This window comes from Candidatus Avelusimicrobium sp. (assembly GCF_056976295.1).
In genome coordinates this window covers 1-17,771 of the sequence record NZ_DBMCTG010000001.1, presented here as the reverse complement: position 1 = coordinate 17,771, position 17,771 = coordinate 1, and the positions used below count along the sequence as shown (strand labels likewise).

Below are 17,771 nucleotides of genomic sequence, written 5' to 3'. Positions count from 1 at the left end.
CGTTAGATAGTGTTTATTCGGCCTTGCTTACAATGGCTTCCATTAGTTTATGGCGGCGGAATTTGCGCGTTTCTAATATAATGCCGTTGGCCTTTATCTTTTCGTTTTTGGTGGGTTGGCGGTCGAGTTTGATTCCAATCCATTTTTCCATCGTCATATTGTCTGGCACATCGGCCGGGATAGATAAATCCAGCCGCTCAAATACTTCTGCCATTTTGGCACTGGCGCTGACAATCCACGCTTTGCCAAACGGTTTTATATAAGCGGGAAAGAAATCGTATTCGTCCTCAATTTCGCCTACCATTTCTTCAAAAATATCCTCTAAGGTCAAAATTCCCGTGATTTTTTCGTCCTCGGTTACCAAACACAAGTGCTGTTTGCTCTTCATCATTTTTTCAAGCGCGGTTGAAATAATGGTATCGGCTTCCAAGCGCAGTACGGGGCGGACAATGGAACGCGCGCTTGTCGGCGCACCGCCCGACATTTTAGTTGATAAAAAAATATCCTTAAAGTTTAAGTAGCCGATAATGCTCTGCGGGTCCTCGGGGTGTTCCTTTACCGGGAAACGGGTATGCATATCCAAATGCGCTTTTACAAAGGTATCCGCAATAGAATCGTCGGCATCCAGCATATATACTTGATTTAAAGGAACTTGAATTTCACGAATTTTGCGGATGCAAAACATCGCGCTGGACAGCACAATTTTTTCCTCCGTCTTGCCGAACAAGCGCGAAGACGAAGCAATGGCCGCCGCAGTGCGTAAATCGGCCATAGCGGCTTTTTGGGCTTCCTTAGGGTCAAGCGTTTTGGTAAAGGTCTTTTGGGTAAAAAAGCGGACGATGGCTTCCATTATGTGCACAATGGGCGATAACAGCGTGTAAAGCACGCGCATTACTGGGGAACATTTGAGCACTACAAATTCTTTGTTTTTAATGGCAAAAGTTTTGGGCGTCAGTTCGCCGAAAATAATGGTAACAAAACTTAACGGTACCACTACAAACGCAACCGCTAACGCATCGGCAAGCCGCTTAGGCAAATCAAACCAATTCTGCAAAATGGGGGAAAACATTTCGTCTGCTCCGGCTCCACCCGTAGCGGCGGCTACCGCACCTACTAGCGTAATACCAATCTGCACTACCGCCAAACTGCCTTCCATATGGTCTTTCATAAATAGGGCTTGTTCCGCACCGGAACGCTTTTCTTGTGCCAAAATGGACAATTTCGTGCGGGAAACAGATGCCAGGGCCATTTCGTAAGCGGCCAGCAAGGCATTCAAAATAAGCATCAAAATAATAATAAGTATCGTCATATTTCATATATAGTGTAGCAAAAAGCAGGCGGATAAAGGCAAATTCCATCTTCTTTTCTCCTTGACAATTTGCCTTGTAGGGTTTATTCTTATTAGCAGGGGGTTTTTAGATATGCAAAGGAAATTTCTTGTTTCGGGAATGACTTGTTCCGCTTGCCAGGCGCATGTGGAAAAAGCCGTGTCGCGCATACCCGGGGTGCACTCGGCGGTTGTCAATTTATTACAAAATATCTTGTATGTAGATTATGATGGGGATAAATTAGTTCCGGCAGACATTGTGTCCGCCGTACGCCGGGCGGGATATGATGTGCCCTCAGAAAAACAAAATACGGCGCCGCAAGCCTTAGCGCAAGCGCAGGCTGAAACATTAAAGATGCGTTTTTGGTTTTCTCTCGGGTTTTTATTGCCTTTAATGTATGTGAATATGGGGCATATGGCGGGCGGATTAGTGCCTGCTGGCATAATGCACAATCCGGGCATCTTTGTTTTGGTGCAATTTTTGCTGGTACTTCCGGTGCTTTTTTTAAACCGCCAATTTTTTACGCGCGGGCTAAAACAACTTTTTTTAGGCGCGCCCAATATGGATAGTTTGGTGGCTTTGGGTTCAGGGGCGGCGGTTATCAGCGGGGTGTGGACGCTCTTTAAAGTGTTGTATTTAATGCAACCCGAAAATTGGAGCGCCGCATTTGAAACGGCGGGTAACTTGTATTTTGAATCAGCCGCAATGATTTTAACATTAGTTACCTTGGGTAAATGGCTGGAAGCGCGGGCCAAGGTCAAAACGTCCGCTGCTATTTCCGCCTTGGTGCGGCTGTTACCTGCCCAAGCCACGGTCATACGAAGCGGCCAGGAAGTGCAAATTCCCGTAGAAGGGGTCGTCCCGGGGGATATATTGGCGGTGCGCTCCGGGGAACGGATTGCCGCGGACGGCGAAATTACGCAAGGGAGCGGCTGGACGGATGAGTCCGCCTTGACGGGAGAGAGCGTGCCGCAGGATAAAACCGCAGGGGCCAAGGTGGCGGCGGGAACGCTCTTGACAAACGGCTATTTGCAGGTGCGTGTGCTCCGCACAGGCAAGGATACCACGCTTTCGCAAATTATTAGTTTGGTGGAAGCCGCTTCGGGCAGTAAAGCCCCTATCGCAAGACTAGCCGACCGCGTGAGCGCGGTGTTTGTGCCGGCAGTATTGGGGATAGCCTTACTTACGGTGGTTGTATGGCTGTTTGCCGGGCAAGATTTTTCATTTGCCTTGTCGGCGGCGATTTCGGTATTGGTTATTTCCTGTCCGTGTGCGTTGGGGCTTGCCACGCCCACGGCTATTATGGTAGGCACGGGCACAGCGGCCCGCAACGGGATTTTAGTCAAAAGTGCAGCCGTATTGGAACGGGCCAATCGGATTACTACGGTAGTGCTGGATAAAACAGGTACCGTTACCACGGGGAAAATGCAAGTGTCTGCCGTATTGCCCGCCAAGGGGATAACGGAGGAGGAGTTAATCAGCCAAGCGGCCGGGTTGGAACAATTTTCCCAACATCCGTTTGCGCGGGCCTTGGTGCAATACTCAAAAAGTAAAAATATATCCTTGCCCCCAGGGGAAAATTTTGCATTGGAACCTGGTTGCGGGGTTATAGCCCAGGTGGGAGGGGAAACCTTGCGCGGCGGAAATTTAAAATGGCTGAGTGCTTGCGGTATAGAAATTCCCCAAGGGGATACCTTGTCTGCCGGGGCCGCACAGGGCGGTAAAATTCCTATCTTTTTTGCGCGTGGAAAAAAATATTTGGGTGCGGTGCTGTATGCGGACACCATAAAGCCTACGGCGGCGGAAACGGTGGCGCAACTCAAACAAAAGGGGCTTAAAACTGTGCTTTTAACGGGCGATAACGAACTAACCGCGCGTGAAGTGGCCCGCCAAACGGGGATTGAAACTGTTATTGCGGGTGTGTTGCCGCAGGACAAGGAGGCTGTTATCAGCCGTTTGCAAGCATCAGGCGAAGTGGTGGCTATGGCCGGAGACGGTGTGAATGATGCGCCGGCTTTGGTGCGGGCCGATGTGGGTATTTCGTTCGGCAACGGTACGGATGTAGCGGCGGAATCGGCCGATATGGTACTATTAAAGAACGATTTGACGGGCGTGTTAGTTGCCTTGGAATTAAGCCGCGCGGTGCTAAATAACATAAAGGAAAATTTATTTTGGGCATTCTTTTATAACATACTGGCAATACCTTTGGCGGCGGGTGTGTTATACGGGCCGCTAGGGTGGAAACTGAACCCAATGGTGGCGGCTGCGGCAATGAGTTTCAGTTCGGTGTGTGTAGTTACTAATGCGCTCCGGCTGCGTTTTTTTAAACCGGCAGAGGTGAAAAATAAACAGACAAAAGGGGAAAAGCATATGCGTAAAACATTAATTATTGAAGGAATGGTCTGCGGACATTGTGCCGCCCGCGTGGAACGCGCCTTAAATGCGCTTCCGGGTGTGGAAGCCCGCGTTAATCTGGGCAAAAAAATGGCGGTGGTGGAATCGGCGACTGCACTAGATGAGGAAGTCCTCAAAAAAACAGTGCAAGATGCCGGGTATGAGGTAGTTTCTATCCAATAGATTCTTACCCGTTTATAAAACAGGCCGGGCGGCACAAGCACCCGGCCTTTATAATTGATAAAATAAAATTAGATATCCCACAAGGAGACTTATACCCTATGAGCCATTTTGGTTTTGTAAAAGTAGCGGCAGGCGTGCCGCTTGTAAAAGTAGCCGATACGGCTTTCAATGCCGCCCAACTGGAACATTTAATTAGCCAAGCCGCCCAGCAAGGAGTGCGCGTAGTGGCATTTCCCGAATTATGTTTGACGGGATACACTTGTGGGGATTTGTTTTTAAAATCGCTTTTGGCCCAAGCCGCAGAGCGGGTGTTGGGGGCTCTTTTGCGCCGTACGGAAGGATTGGATATTATTTTTATAGTGGGGCTTCCGGTCCTGGCGGACAATGTCTTATTAAATGCGGCGGCGGTATGTTACCGCGGCGAAATTTTGGGAGTAGTGCCGAAAACCTATTTGCCCAATTATAAAGAGTTTTATGAACAGCGTTGGTTTACCTCTGCTTTAGAGTGGGGCGGCAACGAAGTAACCTTGTGCGGTATGCCTGTTTCCGCCGGGACAGATTTGCTGTTTGAAGCGGGCGGGATGAAATTTGGCATAGAAATTTGCGAAGATTTGTGGGCGGTTATTCCGCCGTCCTCCCGGTTGGCCTTGCAGGGGGCGGACGTGATTTTTAATTTGTCTGCCAGTAACGCTTTGACGGGCAAACACGCCTATGTGCGCGAACTTGTCGCCCAACAATCGGCCCGCTGTTTGTGCGGTTATGTGTATGCTTCGTGCGGGTTTGGGGAGTCCACTACTGACGTGGTATTTGCCTCTAACGCGCTTATTTACGAAAACGGTACACCGCTTGCGTTTGCGGAGCGTTTTTCCGCCGAAGCGCAACTTGTATCAGCCGAAATTGACGTGGAACGTCTGCGTGCGGAACGCTTGATAAATACCACTTTCCGCGCGGACAGCGCGTATGAAACGGCGGATCCGTACGAATTGATAGAATCCGGACAACCTGTCTTGCCAATTACGCATTTAGAGCGGTTTGTGTCGCCCACTCCTTTTGTACCGCGCGGGAGCCGGTTGGACGAAAATTGCCAAGAAATTTTTAATATCCAGGTAATGGGGTTAGCGACACGCATTAAAAACGCGCACGCCCAAACGGCGGTTATCGGCATTTCCGGCGGGTTAGATTCCACGTTGGCTTTACTTGTTTGCGCAAAGACCTTTGATAAACTCGGCTTGCCGCGTACGGGCATTGTCGGCGTAACGATGCCGGGCTTCGGCACAACGGACAGGACCTACCAAAATGCTCTTGCGTTAATGAAAAATTTGGGTATTACCTGGCGGGAAGTAAGCATAAAAAAAGCGTGCCAACAGCACTTTGCCGATATTGGACACGACGAAAAAGTGAAGGACGTTACTTACGAAAACACCCAAGCACGCGAACGCACCCAAATTTTAATGGATATTGCCAATCAAACCGGCGGTATGGTAATCGGTACGGGAGATTTGTCCGAATTAGCCCTCGGGTGGGCCACCTATAATGGCGACCATATGTCTATGTACGGAGTCAATGCGGGGGTGCCCAAAACCTTGGTGCGCTCGCTGGTGCTGTGGGCCGCCCAACACGAAACGGACAAGCAAACACAGGCTGTTTTGCAAGATATCGCGGCCACACCGATTAGTCCCGAACTGTTGCCTGCCGACGCACAGGGCCAAATTGCGCAAAAAACAGAGGATTTAGTCGGCCCGTACGAATTGCACGATTTCTTTTTGTTCTATTTCCTGCGTTATGGCTTTTCCCCTGCCAAAATTTATTTTTTGGCACATCAAGCCTTTTCCAAGAAATTTGATTCGGCAACTATTAAGAAATGGCTCAAAGTGTTTTTCCGCCGATTCTTTGCCCAGCAGTTTAAACGCTCCTGTTTGCCAGACGGCCCGAAAGTAGGTGCGGTGGCTTTATCTCCGCGCGGGGATTGGCGTATGCCCAGCGATGCAAGCGCGGACGTATGGTTAGCCGAAGCGGAAAATCTGCGCTAATGCGTTTTGATACACAAAAAAACAGCCCCGGGAATTTATTACCCGGGGCTGTTTGCGTTAGTCGTTTAGAAAACTCTTGCCAAATTTAAGGGACGGCAATTTAAAATAGTCCGCTATCGTTTGGCCAATGTCGGCGTAAGTATCCCGCCCGCCGAGAAAAGCCGGCTTTATATTGGGGCCGAACATAATCACCGGGACGTGCTCGCGTGTATGGTCAGTACCTTTGTAGGTGGGGTCGCAACCGTGGTCGGCGGTAATAAAAGCGATGTCGCCTTCTTTCATTTGCGCGGCCAATTCCGGTAATCGTTTATCAAAATATTCCAATCCGCCCGCATATCCGGCCACGTCGCGGCGGTGGCCCCAAGTCATATCAAAATCCACAAAGTTGGTGAACGTCAGGCTGAAATCGGGCGCGTTTTTGGCTTCTTGCAAGGTTATGTTCCAAAGTTCTTCCAAGCCGGAGGCTTTAACCGCCCGGGTAATACCCTGTTTGGCGAAAATATCCGAAATTTTACCAACGGAAATAACCTCACCGCCCGCGTTTTTAATTTCATCTAAAACCGTAGGCATCGGCGGTTTTACGGAATAATCGTGGCGGTTTTTGGTGCGTTTAAATTCTCCCCGTTTTTCACCCTCAAACGGGCGGGCAATCACACGCGCAATATTGTACGGCGCGACGTGCTTGAAAGCAATTTCACACAGTTTATACAAGCGGTCCAAGCCGAAATGTTTTTCGCTCGCGGCAATCTGAAACACGCTGTCGGCTGATGTGTAGCAAATGGGTTTCCCAGTTTTAATATGTTCTTCGCCCAATTCGTCAATAATCACCGTACCGCTGGCCGCCGTATTGCCTAAAATGCCGGGCAGTTCCGCTTCGTCGCAAATCTTTTTGATAAGTTCAGCCGGGAACGAAGGGTAATCCGGCTTGAAATAGCCCCACTCAAACTGTACGGGCGAACCGGCCATTTCCCAATGCCCGGAGGAGGTGTCTTTGCCATGGCTGATTTCCCGCATAAAACCATATTTAGACGGCAAATCAATCTTTGCCCCTTCCTGCGTGCCTGCTTGCGGGGTACGGCCGGTGGAGGCTTCGGCTGCTTTTAACAAGCCAAGTTTTGCCAAATTGGGTACTTTTAGACCGCCCTGTGCGGCGGCAATGTGGCCTAATGTATCGGCACCGCTGTCTCCAAATTTAGCGGCATCTTCTGCTCCGCCAATGCCGAAAGAGTCCATCATCAAAATAACTGCACGTCCTTTTTGAGCCATAAAATATACCTCCAAGACTTTTCTTTTATTATACCCAAAAAAGGCCGGGCCGTCTAACCCGGTTTTGAACACGCGCCACAGCGCAAAATGATATAGTATATAGGAAACAAGGGGGAATACTTATGAAACAAGCCTATATGAATATGCGGAATTTTTGGCTGGATGTAAAAAATTTGGAAAACCGTAAAGGTGTGATTGAGATCGGCCCGGATGAGATTTCTGTTGCGGGAATTGAAATGGCCTTTTTGGACGGCGCGGAAACAAAACATTTGTTTTTAGCGACTAATTCGCTGGGCGACAGCAGTTTATATTTTGAAAATAATAGCAAAAGCGGTTTGGGCGGTGTAATCGGCGGGCACGGACACGAAGCCTTGCAAGAAGCCGCCGCGCGTATGTTGGCCCACGCCAGCAAATTAACAGGCAAAATGACACCTTTGCCGCTGGGAAGCGAAATGCCCGCGCCTACTTCGCCGGCTATGGTACGCTTATTTGCAGTATCTAAAAAGAAACTGTTTCATATTGAAATTGCGGAAACGGAACTGCGCAAACCGGAAAATGATTTCTATCCGTTTTTTGCCTACTCCCAACAAACCTTGGGATTTTTCCGCCAACAGGAAACGGCCGCTTCCGCCAAAGAAGCGCACTCGTAAACGGATTTATTTCCAAAAAAGCAGCCTTGTTACGGGGCGGCTTTTTACGTTATTGGCAATTTATTTTTTCATCTATAATATACAACGGGCGTTGTTTTACTTCCATAAAAGTCCGGCCTAAATATTCGCCGATAACACCCAAGGAAATAAGTTGTACTCCGCTGAAAAACAAAATCGCCACCATTAAAGACGAGTACCCGCTCACCTGGTTGCCAAAGATAATTTTTTTAGCCGCCACCCACAGCGCATACAAAAACGCAAAGAGCGAAACTGAAAAGCCGAAATAGGTCCATAAACGCAACGGTATGGTAGTAGAAGCGGTTATGCCTTCCAGCGCAAAGTTCCACAGCCGCCAATAGTTCCACTTGGTTTTGCCTGCTTGGCGGGCCTGGCGCACAAAGAGTATAGAAACAGACTTGAAACCTACCCAGTTAAAAAGCCCCTTCATAAAGCGTTCCCTTTCCGGAAGTTGCAAAAGGGCCTGCACCACGCGCTGGCTGATTAGGCGACAATCCCCGGCGTTTTCGGGCATTGGGCGGGTGGAAATAAAGTTGTAGAACTTATAAAAAGCATTTGCGCTAATGCGTTTTAGCCCAGAGTCCGTTTGGCGGTTTTGGCGGGTGCCGTAAACCACGTCATAGCCTTCTTTAAATTTTTCCAAAAAAGCGGGGATGAGTTCCGGCGGGTCCTGCAAGTCCGCATCCATTACAATAGCCGCATCGGCTTGGACTGCCTCATTTAGTCCGGCGGTCAGCGCGGCTTCCTTACCAAAATTGCGGGATAACGAGATTACCTTTACATATTTGTTACGGGCGGACAAGTCTTTTAAGTAAGAGCGAGTTCCGTCTGTGCTCCCGTCATTTACAAAAATGTACTCAAAGCGGAAACCGTTTTCTTTTTGCAAAACAGGTTCTACTGCCTGCCAAAATACAGGCAGGGCTTCTTCTTCATTATAGGCAGGCACAATTAAGGCTATTTTCATACAGAGATTATAGCATAAAAGCCGGGCAGATTTATTCCGGTAAAAGCCCGTATAATTGATATAATAAATTGTACAAACCCGGCCTAGCGGGAGGATGGTATTAAAAAGATTTCGTTTCGGTTTTTTATTTTGCTTTTTTTGGCTGCCGCAGGAGTAATAGCGGCGGGCGTGGTGTTTTATTGGCAACAAGTGAGCGAAATTTTGGCTGCCGACGTAAAATTAAATGTGGCCGCCGCCGGTAAAGAAGCCGCCAGCGACTTTGACCGCCTGCTTGAAACGGATGAACAGGTGCTTGCCTCCTTAGCCTTAACGGTGCAGGATTCGTACCCGTGGGCGGATTCCGCGCAGTTGACCGATTTTCTGCGAAGGCAAACGAATCACAACTATTTTAAATTATTGGGCGTTATTACGGCGGACAAGAAGTTGTATTTGTCTTCCCATCGTAATTTTACGTCGGCTTTTGTGGCCGATATTTCAGCCCGCACCTTGGAACAGGGAAAATACCTTTCCGTCCGTCAGGCCGACCCGTTAGACGGAGCCGATGTGTTGGTGCAGTCCGTTGCGCTTTATAAAGATGGCCGCCCCTTGGGTACGCTTTTTGCGTTGCAATTGCCCGACCGATATCAGCCGCTACTTACCCTGTCGGCTATGGGGGATAAAGGTTCTTCCTTAATTATAGAGCGAAGCGGAAACTTGGTGCTGTCTCCGCGCAAAGTGGGGTTTAAAAATATTTTTAGCCAGTTGGATAAAACCTTGCCCGGCAGTAAAGAGTTGGCAAAATTGCGGCAAACGGTTTCAAACGGAAAAACGGCTTTGATAAGCGCACCGTTAGACGGAAGAACACGCTTTTTGTATTTTATTCCGCTGGGGCGGAACGGGTGGTATATGGTGTCGTCCTTGCCCACGCAATTTGTGGAAGAACGCGCCCAGCATTTGGCGGTTTTATCGCTTATTTTATTTGCGTCTGTATTTGCTATTTTCTTTTCGCTCATTTTTTATATTTTGCATATGCGGGCATACAGCAACCGCCAATTGTTTGCCACGGCATTTGTGGATAATTTGACTGGCGCCGACAACTTTAACCGGATGTGTGAAATGTTCCCGCAAAAACTGGCGGAACTGCACGGACGTGCGGCCTTGGTGATTTTTGATATTAATAAATTTAAGGTTATTAATGATTTGCACGGTTACGAACGCGGCAACCAGGTGTTGCAGCGTATTGCGCAGGTCTTGCGTGAGCACGTTTTCCCCGATGAGTGCTTTTGCCGTTTGTCTGCCGACAATTTTATCCTGTTGTTAAAATATTCGGACCGCCGTTCTCTTTTGGCTCGTTTGCATACACTCAACACGCAACTGCGCCGAGATTGCACGGTGGAAGATTCCTGCCTGATGATAGACATCGCTTTTGGCGTGTATGAAATCAAAGAAGAAATTCCCTTTTATATTATGCTGGACCGTGCTCACTTGGCATTGGAAAAAGCCAAAAAGATGTCTGTTGACAAATGCGAATTTTACGACGAAGCCGACCGCAAGCGGATTGTAGCGGAAAAACAAATTGAAAACACAATGGAAGATGCTTTGCGCCACGGAGATTTTGCCGTTTATTTACAGCCTAAATGTGATTTTGCCACGGGAGAAATGCGCGGAGCCGAAGCCTTGGTGCGGTGGCAGAGTGCGGGCGGAAAAATTGTACGGCCGGACGATTTTATCCCGATTTTTGAAAAAAACGGTTTCATTTTGCGCCTGGATATGTTTATTTTGGAAGAAGTTTCCCGGCTTTTGGCTGCGTGGAAAATTAAAGGCCTTAAACAAGTGCCGATAGCCGTTAATTTTTCCCGGCTCCACTTAAACGATTCCCGCTATATTCCCCAAATGTTGCGTTTGGTAAATAAGTACGGCGTACCGCACGAACTGATTGAAGTGGAACTGACTGAAAGTGTCATTTTTAACAACTTGGATCACGCGCAGAATATCATCCGCCAACTGCACGGGAACGGCTTTTCTGTGGCGATGGATGATTTCGGCTCCGGCTATTCTTCCTTAAATGTACTGAAAGACTTGCAGTTTGACAGCATCAAACTGGATAAAGAGTTTTTGCGCGGTTTTGAACATAATCCGCACGCCCAAAAAGTAATTAAGGGGGCCGTGGCGATGATTAAAACATTAGGCATTAAAATTGTGGCCGAAGGGGTGGAAACCCGCGAACAAGCGGACTTTTTGCAGGGAATCGGCTGTAATTTGGCACAAGGCTATTTATTCGCCAAACCCCTCACGATTACCGACTTTGAACACCGGCTGAACAGCGGCATTTAGCCGGACTTTGTTTTAGCAACTATCCGAATACGCGCAGGCAGAACCCCTTAAATCTGTTATCGGCCGTATCGGTTACGAATATCAATTAAAATCAAATTACAAAAAATTAAGTTTTTACTATTAAATTGGGGGAAATAGGCATTAAAAAATCCCGCCAAAAGTTCAGCGGGATCTAATATGGGGTGGTGTCCACTTGCGGCTACCCAGTTGCTATTGCTTCCCCCGTCTAAAAGATAGTTCTTCTGGGCCTGCAAACGGGGAATATCTTTATGTTGCGGAGCGCCTTTTGTATCTATTTTCTATCCAGATATTAAGATGGGCGAAATAATACTCTTAAAGTAGTGACAAATTCCCTGATATGCAGGGAAAATACAGGGAATTTTTGTGTTTTCCCCTTATTACATAAGGAAAGGGCGCAACTCTGTATAGTGCTGAACTTGGTGATATCGCCCAAATTCCCTAAAATCATAACAGGGAATTAATTAACCAGAACAGAAGATTTTTCTAAAAAATTTTTTATAACGGCACGGATTTGTTTACATTCTTTGTTGTTCTCAATATCAATTTTTTTAATAAACATTTGTTTTATTCTTCTGATATCATCTGCTCTATTATCAAGTAGTAAATGTTTCGTCAGTAACGAAAAACATTCTTTTGTATCATTAGTAGAAATCTTATTCTTCTCTTGTGCAGGAATTGTTTTCCATATAATATCTTCGGGAATATTACAAGGAAGGTATTCTACATGTTTTCTATAATAAGCTAAAAATTTTAGTTGTAAAGGTCTTTTCTTGTTGACATCGGATGTGCCATTATGTCCATCACAGGGTATGCAAATCTCACATCCCGTACATTCTTTGATTTTATTGTCCAGTTGAGAATAATCGGAAGGGGCAATGTCATCGGGATTGATATGTTCTTTTCTTTTGTCTCCATCAAGATAATATAAAAAGTTTTTTTCATCCAACATTGCATTCTGAGCAATTAGTTTTGTTTTAATTGTTTCGGCACCACCAGGAAATATTTTGATATCAAAATTCTCACTTAGACCTTCTGAGTCTAAAATATATTGCAGTAAATCTTGGGATGTAGTATCCTCAACTACAATCGTCTTTTTGTTTGGATTCCAACCAATTTTAGTAAATGCTTGATCGCGATGAATATCTGACAGAACTCGGGTTTCCCCTTGTGCATCTTGATACAAAACATGAATTGCTTCTTTGGGAAGTAGAGTCAACATTGATGGTGAATGTGTTGAAAAGATAATTTGATGTTTATGTTTTTTCGCTTCTTCTAATAAAAACTCAACTAATTTCTCTTGAGCTCCTGGATGTATTGACACCTCGGGTTCGTCTAATAGGATTAAGGATTTTTCTTTGGCTTTAGATACTTGGTTTACCAATGATATTACAGCAAATTCTCCACTGCCTGCGAAAGCCTCTGTATAATCTACAGATAAATCTTGTGTTTGTAATAAAATAGTATCAGCGGGTTCATTGGTAAAAAAGGTATGTTTGATGATAATAATTTTTGAATATTTTTTATCAAGGATATGAGAGATTCGCTCAACCAAAGAATCGGTCAAAATAGTTTTTGACACTATTCTATTTTTTTTGTGAAAGACAAAAGAGTCACCTCCCTGCAAGAGAAATTTACTAAGCAACTTGGAGCGTTTTCTGATAAAATCTTGTTTAGTGAAAATAGTTTTAGTTTTATTGAATTTGCCATAATAGAAAAATTTATCATATGCACTAATTGCATCATGTCTAAAATCAAGATATTCTACAGGTTTTACAATAGTATTCCAGCGAGTTTTGGAGCAGCCTTTCATCCCTTCGTGATACTCGAAGAGTGCCATTCCAAATTTTTTTCTGGGTTTTGTTGGTTCCCAATAATCTGGCATGAAACGTCCCTCTATTGTTTTACTTACACGATTTTTAGCGACTTCTACTTGTTGCTCAGCTTCTTGGTTAAAATATCCATATACAAAAGCATGATCTCTTGGAATAGTATCTAAATCAGTTGAGAACCAAAACTCACTAAGACTCATATTGCGGGGAGCGCTATAAATTGCTCTTAATACGGAAGATTTGTTTGAGCCATTTTGACCTACTAGTGCTGTTATCGGAAATTTAAAATCAATTCTGCTGTCAGGAGAAAACTTTTTGTATGCTGGGAAACGAATATAATCTAAACAAGGGGCAAATTGTCCTTGTTCATACATTTTTTGTAATGATTCAATAATGGTATCATCTTTAGACATTTTTGTTTCCTGTTACTAATGCTGAAATCAATTCTTTGGCCATTTTTGGAGGAACAGCATTTCCTATTTGTTTAGCTATAGATTGCATGCTTCCGTGAAATTGATAGTTTTTGGGAAAGGTTTGTAACAAAGCCCCCTCTCTTAAAGATATTGCTCTATTTTGAGTAGGATGGATGTAGCGGCCGGTAGTAATAGAGAAAAAGCGAGTAGTTAAAGTTGGAGCAGGTTTATCAGGATCCATTCTCCCATAGGCATCGTGATGCCCTGTTGTATGTTTGTGACATGCCAAAACTAATTCTTCAGGTAATTCCGATCTGTTCTTTTTTATAATTTTTACTCTTCTTAGGTTTAGTGGAGAAAGACCTGCGCTGCGATGGAGTTCATCTTTGGCGTTCTGTTCTCCTGCTTTTAATACAGGAAGTTTGGCTATTGTTGGATACACAGTACAAAATCCTGTTTTTTCAGTAAAGATTGGGGTAGGAATCGATACAGAGTGGGTCTTTGCAGCGAGCAAGACGAAACGTTTGCGATTTTGAGGAACCCCATACCACTTCGCATCTATGACGCCATATTGAATATATTTAAAGCCTTCTTTTTTTAATGTATTACAAAAAGTTGTGAAAATTCGAGGAGCCAACTTAGGAAGCCCAGGGACATTCTCCATAAAGACCAAATCAGGAGTAAGAGAAGAAACCAATTTTGCAAATTCTTCAAGTAGTGTTTTGCGGGAATCGGTCTTTGTATCTTTATTATTTTTTCTTGAAAAAGGCTGACAAGGCGCGCATCCTGCAAGAAGAAATTTTTTATAACGTCTTGATGGAAGAAGCTTTTTTAAAGTTGCTGGAGAAATTGTTGTAATATCTTGTTGTATATATTGACAAGATTTTCCATTTTGCCGAATATTATTCGTTTCATATGCAAATTTTGCATCCGTATCTATGTCTATGCCAGCAACAACATCAATCCCCGCATCTAACATGCCTCGAGTTAAACCGCCAGCTCCACAAAATAAATCTAATGCAAAAATTTTATTTTTCATATCATCTTGATATCAGAAAATATCTCTTTATTTCTATTAAAGTATATTTGGCCCAGATTATCAATGTCCTAAATCTTCTGCATATTTAATGATTGCCTCTTTTAATTCCAACGGTTGAATACATTTTTGAGGAATTGCTTCAAAACCCAAATATGCCCCTAGAATTTGTCCGGTTACGCTGCCGGTAGAGTCACTGTCGCCAGAGTGATTAACGGCGGTTAAAACGCCTTTTTCAAAGTCGTTGCTGTATTTGAGAGCGCAATAAACGGCGATTGCCAGCGTTTCCTCTGCCACCCAACCTTGTCCCAACAATTTAAATGCTTTATCAGCGGGGACGTTTAGGTGAGCAAGTGTTTGCGCTCGTGCAATCAACATCAGCAATCTGTTTAGATTTTCTGACATTGGAAACAGCGAAATTAGGAAAGGGCTTATGTGTTTAACTGACTCTTCAAGTGAAACTCCGTTTAATAATTCTGCTATCAAGAAAGTTAATGCCGCTGCCGGAATATAGCCTAGTTCGTGTCCGTGTGTAATGGCCGCCGCTTTGGCCCCTAATAAGGCGGCTTGAGCGAAGGAGACATTCTGTCCGTATAGAGCCAATGCTAAGGGAGCCACACGCATAACTCCGCCGCATCCTTTACTGTCATTTAGCGGTTTTGTAATGGTTCCCATTTGCCTGCCACGCAGGGCTTCCATACAAGTGGTTCCCGGCGCGCGCCGCGCAAATAGTTCAGGAATATGAACGAGATTAGAATATGTCGAGGTGCTATCGGGCAGTGGATAGTCTTCTGTTTGGGTAAGCAGCCAGTCCTGATAGCAGTGAAAAATATAGGGGATTAGCACGCCTTCATTTAGCCATTGTTGGGGAAATTTGTTTTTAGCGCAGATAATCGCATCCGCGGTAAATAAAGTCATTTGGGTATCGTCTGATATTTGGGCGATATTGTTTGTGAGTACATAATCCGTTAGGCCATCAGAACCGTACTTATAAAAAATGCTTTCCTGCGACATAAATTCTATCGGATAACCTAAAGCGTCTCCGATTGCCCCGCCGATTAGGCAGCCTTTGCACCTAGTTAAATGATTCATAAAATATCCTTTGTAAGTATGATTCTGTTAGCTTCTGATGTAAATCTAGTGTAAGCAATGTAATAGAACAATCGTTATCTTCTAGCACAGATAAGAGATGATAATTTTTCTGATATGTCGGATAACATAAAATAATGTTTTTAACTCCATAAAATTTGGAATACGCAAGCATTTGATAAATGTCGGCTTCGGAAGGTTTGTGATTCGGTAAATCAATAATTTTATATTTCGTATCTATAATCGTATTCCCATTTACAATAATATCGGGGCGGATGGTGTAATCTGTGTTCGGTATATTGTTAATGCTCGAAATTATCAATTTAGTATTTTGGGCTTTTATATTCCATTTTGGATAGGTTCGTTTAAGTGCCACATATACAAACTCTTCAAACAGTTTATTCATATCAAACAAAATCGCCAGATTGGTAAAAGTATGATTATGCAAACTGATTGTGCTGTTCTGCAAGAACATCTGCGCTAATTCTAACGGTTCCTTAAACATCGTGTGATTGCGGTTCAGAATAATTTTTTGAGTTTCTGCATAAGCAACTGGGCGTAAAGTTACATCCTCATACACGGCATTGATTTTGAGGAATTTCTGGCGTGTTTGCGATACGCTTGTCAGCTTTTGCAAAGCATGGGAAACGAATTTAAGTGTTTGATTAAGTAAATTGTCCGGGGTAAATTCATCAAACTGACAATATGTGCGCGCCAAATTAGCGGCGTTTACCAGATGATTTTTTGCAAATAGAATTTGCCCTTTAACGGTGGGAAGATTATCTTCCTGGGTTTCGTATTGGTGTGGAATATGTCGTTGTAAAGCGTTTAACAGTATATTGGCGTAGTGTGCAATTAAAACCTCTAAAAAGGGCTGTTTCGTTTGGCTGATTTCAGCGCTGTCCATAGAATGGATTTCCAGTTTTCGTGTGTAACGAAGCATAAACATTAGATTTTCTAAACACAAGGAATCTTCCTCCCCAATAATTTTGGGCAGGATGTTTAACTGGAAGTCGGCAAATCGGATAATACCCACATGGGCGCAGGTGGTTATGCCCTCTAGGCCAAAATCTAAAGCATGCGCTAACTGTTTTTCCTCTAAAAACTTTTGGAATTTTTTTGCATGCTCTTGGTTAAGGCCTAGCGTTTGGTAGCTGACTTTATCCCATTCTTTTGTCGTTATTTGATTAAACATTCTAAAGCGGTTTTAAAAGTCTCTCCCTCTAATTTCTCTTCCGATGTAAATCCCGGGATAATTTCTTGTAGTTTTTCGGGGTTTCCGTAGAAGTATTCTTTTAACAAGGGGAGTATGCATTGGTAAAATGCCCGTTGCAAATCGGCGATGGTTTCTACACCGATGAAATAACTATGGCCGATTTGATGATCGCGGTCTAACTCTGCCGTTATTTTTTGGTTTAATTTGGTAAACCAGTTGGGCAAATCAAATCCTTCTACTTTGTTTAGTAATGCCGCATTAGGCATCATTTCTTCAAATACAAAACGACGGCGTAAGGCGATATCCACCAGGGCGATAGATTTATCTGCGGTGTTCATTGTGCCGATGAGATATAAGTTATTAGGAACAGAAAATTCATTTTCTTCATCTTTATGGTACAACAGCGGCGTTGATAATTCGTGTTTGTTGCCAGCGCGTTTATCAGTTTCAATGAGCGTAATTAATTCCCCGAAGATTTTTGAAATATTGCCGCGGTTGATTTCGTCAATGATGAGGACATATTTCTTGTCCTTGTTTTCAATTTTCCGAGCTTCGTCGGCTATTTTTTTAAATGGCCCCTCATATAACTTATAGGAAATCTGCCCATTTTGCAGGTCAGGGCGGATTCCCACCATAAAGTCTTCGTAAGAGTAATTTTGGTGGAAAGTCAGAAATTGAATTTGTCCCTGTTTTTTTAGTCTATTGAATTCTGGGAGAAGTTCGTTGTCGTATTTCTCTTTTGTTGTCTCTTGTTCTGTAAATGGCCTATTATTAATAATTTCCAAAGCCTTAATTACCGTATGATAAGTTTTTCCAGTGCCTGGCGGGCCGTAAAGAATTTGGTTCAGCGGAAAGGCTCTTTCTTTTTCTTGAACAGATTCCTTTATGGGGAGATTAAATGCCTGGTGAAAATCATTAATGACATGGTCTGTCGCTTTAATAATAGCAGAAAGTCTGTTATGTATTTCTTCTTCTGTGTCGGGAATTATAAAGTTCTTAAAAACAAACGAAGACTGATATC

At 44.3% G+C, this 17,771-nt stretch carries 12 protein-coding genes; 4 read left to right on the top strand and 8 right to left on the bottom strand.

Annotated elements, in window-relative coordinates; all coding sequences use genetic code 11:
• Window positions 1-13 precede the first annotated feature (13 nt).
• On the bottom strand, window positions 14-1,309 hold the full coding sequence (locus ACZOTW_RS00060) for a hemolysin family protein (protein WP_483997140.1): 1,296 nt from the start codon (window positions 1,307-1,309) through the stop codon (window positions 14-16).
• A 112-nt stretch (window positions 1,310-1,421) separates the two neighbouring features.
• Between ACZOTW_RS00060 and ACZOTW_RS00055 the strand changes: the two genes are divergently transcribed.
• Complete coding sequence (locus ACZOTW_RS00055) at window positions 1,422-3,905, top strand: heavy metal translocating P-type ATPase (RefSeq protein WP_483997139.1); 2,484 nt, start codon at window positions 1,422-1,424, stop codon at window positions 3,903-3,905.
• Between the two features lie 98 nt (window positions 3,906-4,003).
• Window positions 4,004-5,935, top strand: a complete 1,932-nt coding sequence (locus ACZOTW_RS00050) for an NAD(+) synthase (protein WP_483997138.1) — start codon at window positions 4,004-4,006, stop codon at window positions 5,933-5,935.
• A 57-nt stretch (window positions 5,936-5,992) separates the two neighbouring features.
• On the opposite strand, the gene ACZOTW_RS00045 is transcribed toward ACZOTW_RS00050, so the two are convergent.
• Window positions 5,993-7,201 (bottom strand): phosphopentomutase, encoded by a 1,209-nt coding sequence (locus ACZOTW_RS00045; RefSeq protein ID WP_483997137.1) that lies wholly within the window; start codon window positions 7,199-7,201, stop codon window positions 5,993-5,995.
• Window positions 7,202-7,323: 122 nt separating this feature from the next.
• Here ACZOTW_RS00045 and ACZOTW_RS00040 point away from each other — a divergent pair, with 122 nt between their 5' ends.
• A complete protein-coding gene (locus ACZOTW_RS00040) occupies window positions 7,324-7,851 on the top strand; it encodes a hypothetical protein (RefSeq protein WP_428040067.1) in 528 nt (175 codons plus the stop codon).
• 49 nt (window positions 7,852-7,900) lie between these two features.
• Here ACZOTW_RS00040 and ACZOTW_RS00035 read toward each other — a convergent pair whose 3' ends face one another.
• The gene (locus ACZOTW_RS00035) at window positions 7,901-8,833 is read right to left on the bottom strand and encodes a glycosyltransferase family 2 protein (RefSeq protein WP_483997136.1); all 933 of its coding nucleotides are present in this window, start codon (window positions 8,831-8,833) and stop codon (window positions 7,901-7,903) included.
• A 138-nt stretch (window positions 8,834-8,971) separates the two neighbouring features.
• Between ACZOTW_RS00035 and ACZOTW_RS00030 the strand changes: the two genes are divergently transcribed.
• On the top strand, window positions 8,972-11,146 hold the full coding sequence (locus ACZOTW_RS00030) for a bifunctional diguanylate cyclase/phosphodiesterase (protein ID WP_483997135.1): 2,175 nt from the start codon (window positions 8,972-8,974) through the stop codon (window positions 11,144-11,146).
• 478 nt (window positions 11,147-11,624) lie between these two features.
• On the opposite strand, the gene ACZOTW_RS00025 is transcribed toward ACZOTW_RS00030, so the two are convergent.
• The 5 genes from ACZOTW_RS00025 to ACZOTW_RS00005 all read right to left on the bottom strand — a co-directional run.
• A complete protein-coding gene (locus ACZOTW_RS00025; RefSeq protein WP_483997134.1) occupies window positions 11,625-13,409 on the bottom strand; it encodes an ATP-dependent nuclease in 1,785 nt (594 codons plus the stop codon).
• Window positions 13,402-14,448, bottom strand: a complete 1,047-nt coding sequence (locus tag ACZOTW_RS00020) for a DNA cytosine methyltransferase (RefSeq protein ID WP_483997133.1) — start codon at window positions 14,446-14,448, stop codon at window positions 13,402-13,404. Before ACZOTW_RS00020 ends, ACZOTW_RS00025 begins: the two co-directional genes overlap by 8 nt.
• A 60-nt stretch (window positions 14,449-14,508) precedes the next feature.
• Window positions 14,509-15,537: an ADP-ribosylglycohydrolase family protein gene (locus ACZOTW_RS00015; RefSeq protein WP_483997132.1), complete on the bottom strand. Its 1,029-nt coding sequence runs from the start codon at window positions 15,535-15,537 to the stop codon at window positions 14,509-14,511.
• Window positions 15,521-16,729, bottom strand: coding sequence for an McrC family protein (locus tag ACZOTW_RS00010; protein ID WP_483997131.1), 1,209 nt, complete (start codon window positions 16,727-16,729; stop codon window positions 15,521-15,523). The genes ACZOTW_RS00015 and ACZOTW_RS00010 overlap by 17 nt, the downstream gene beginning before the upstream one ends.
• Window positions 16,714-17,771: McrB family protein (locus tag ACZOTW_RS00005; protein WP_483997130.1), on the bottom strand; the 1,058-nt coding region annotated here is incomplete at its 5' end. The genes ACZOTW_RS00010 and ACZOTW_RS00005, both read right to left, overlap by 16 nt.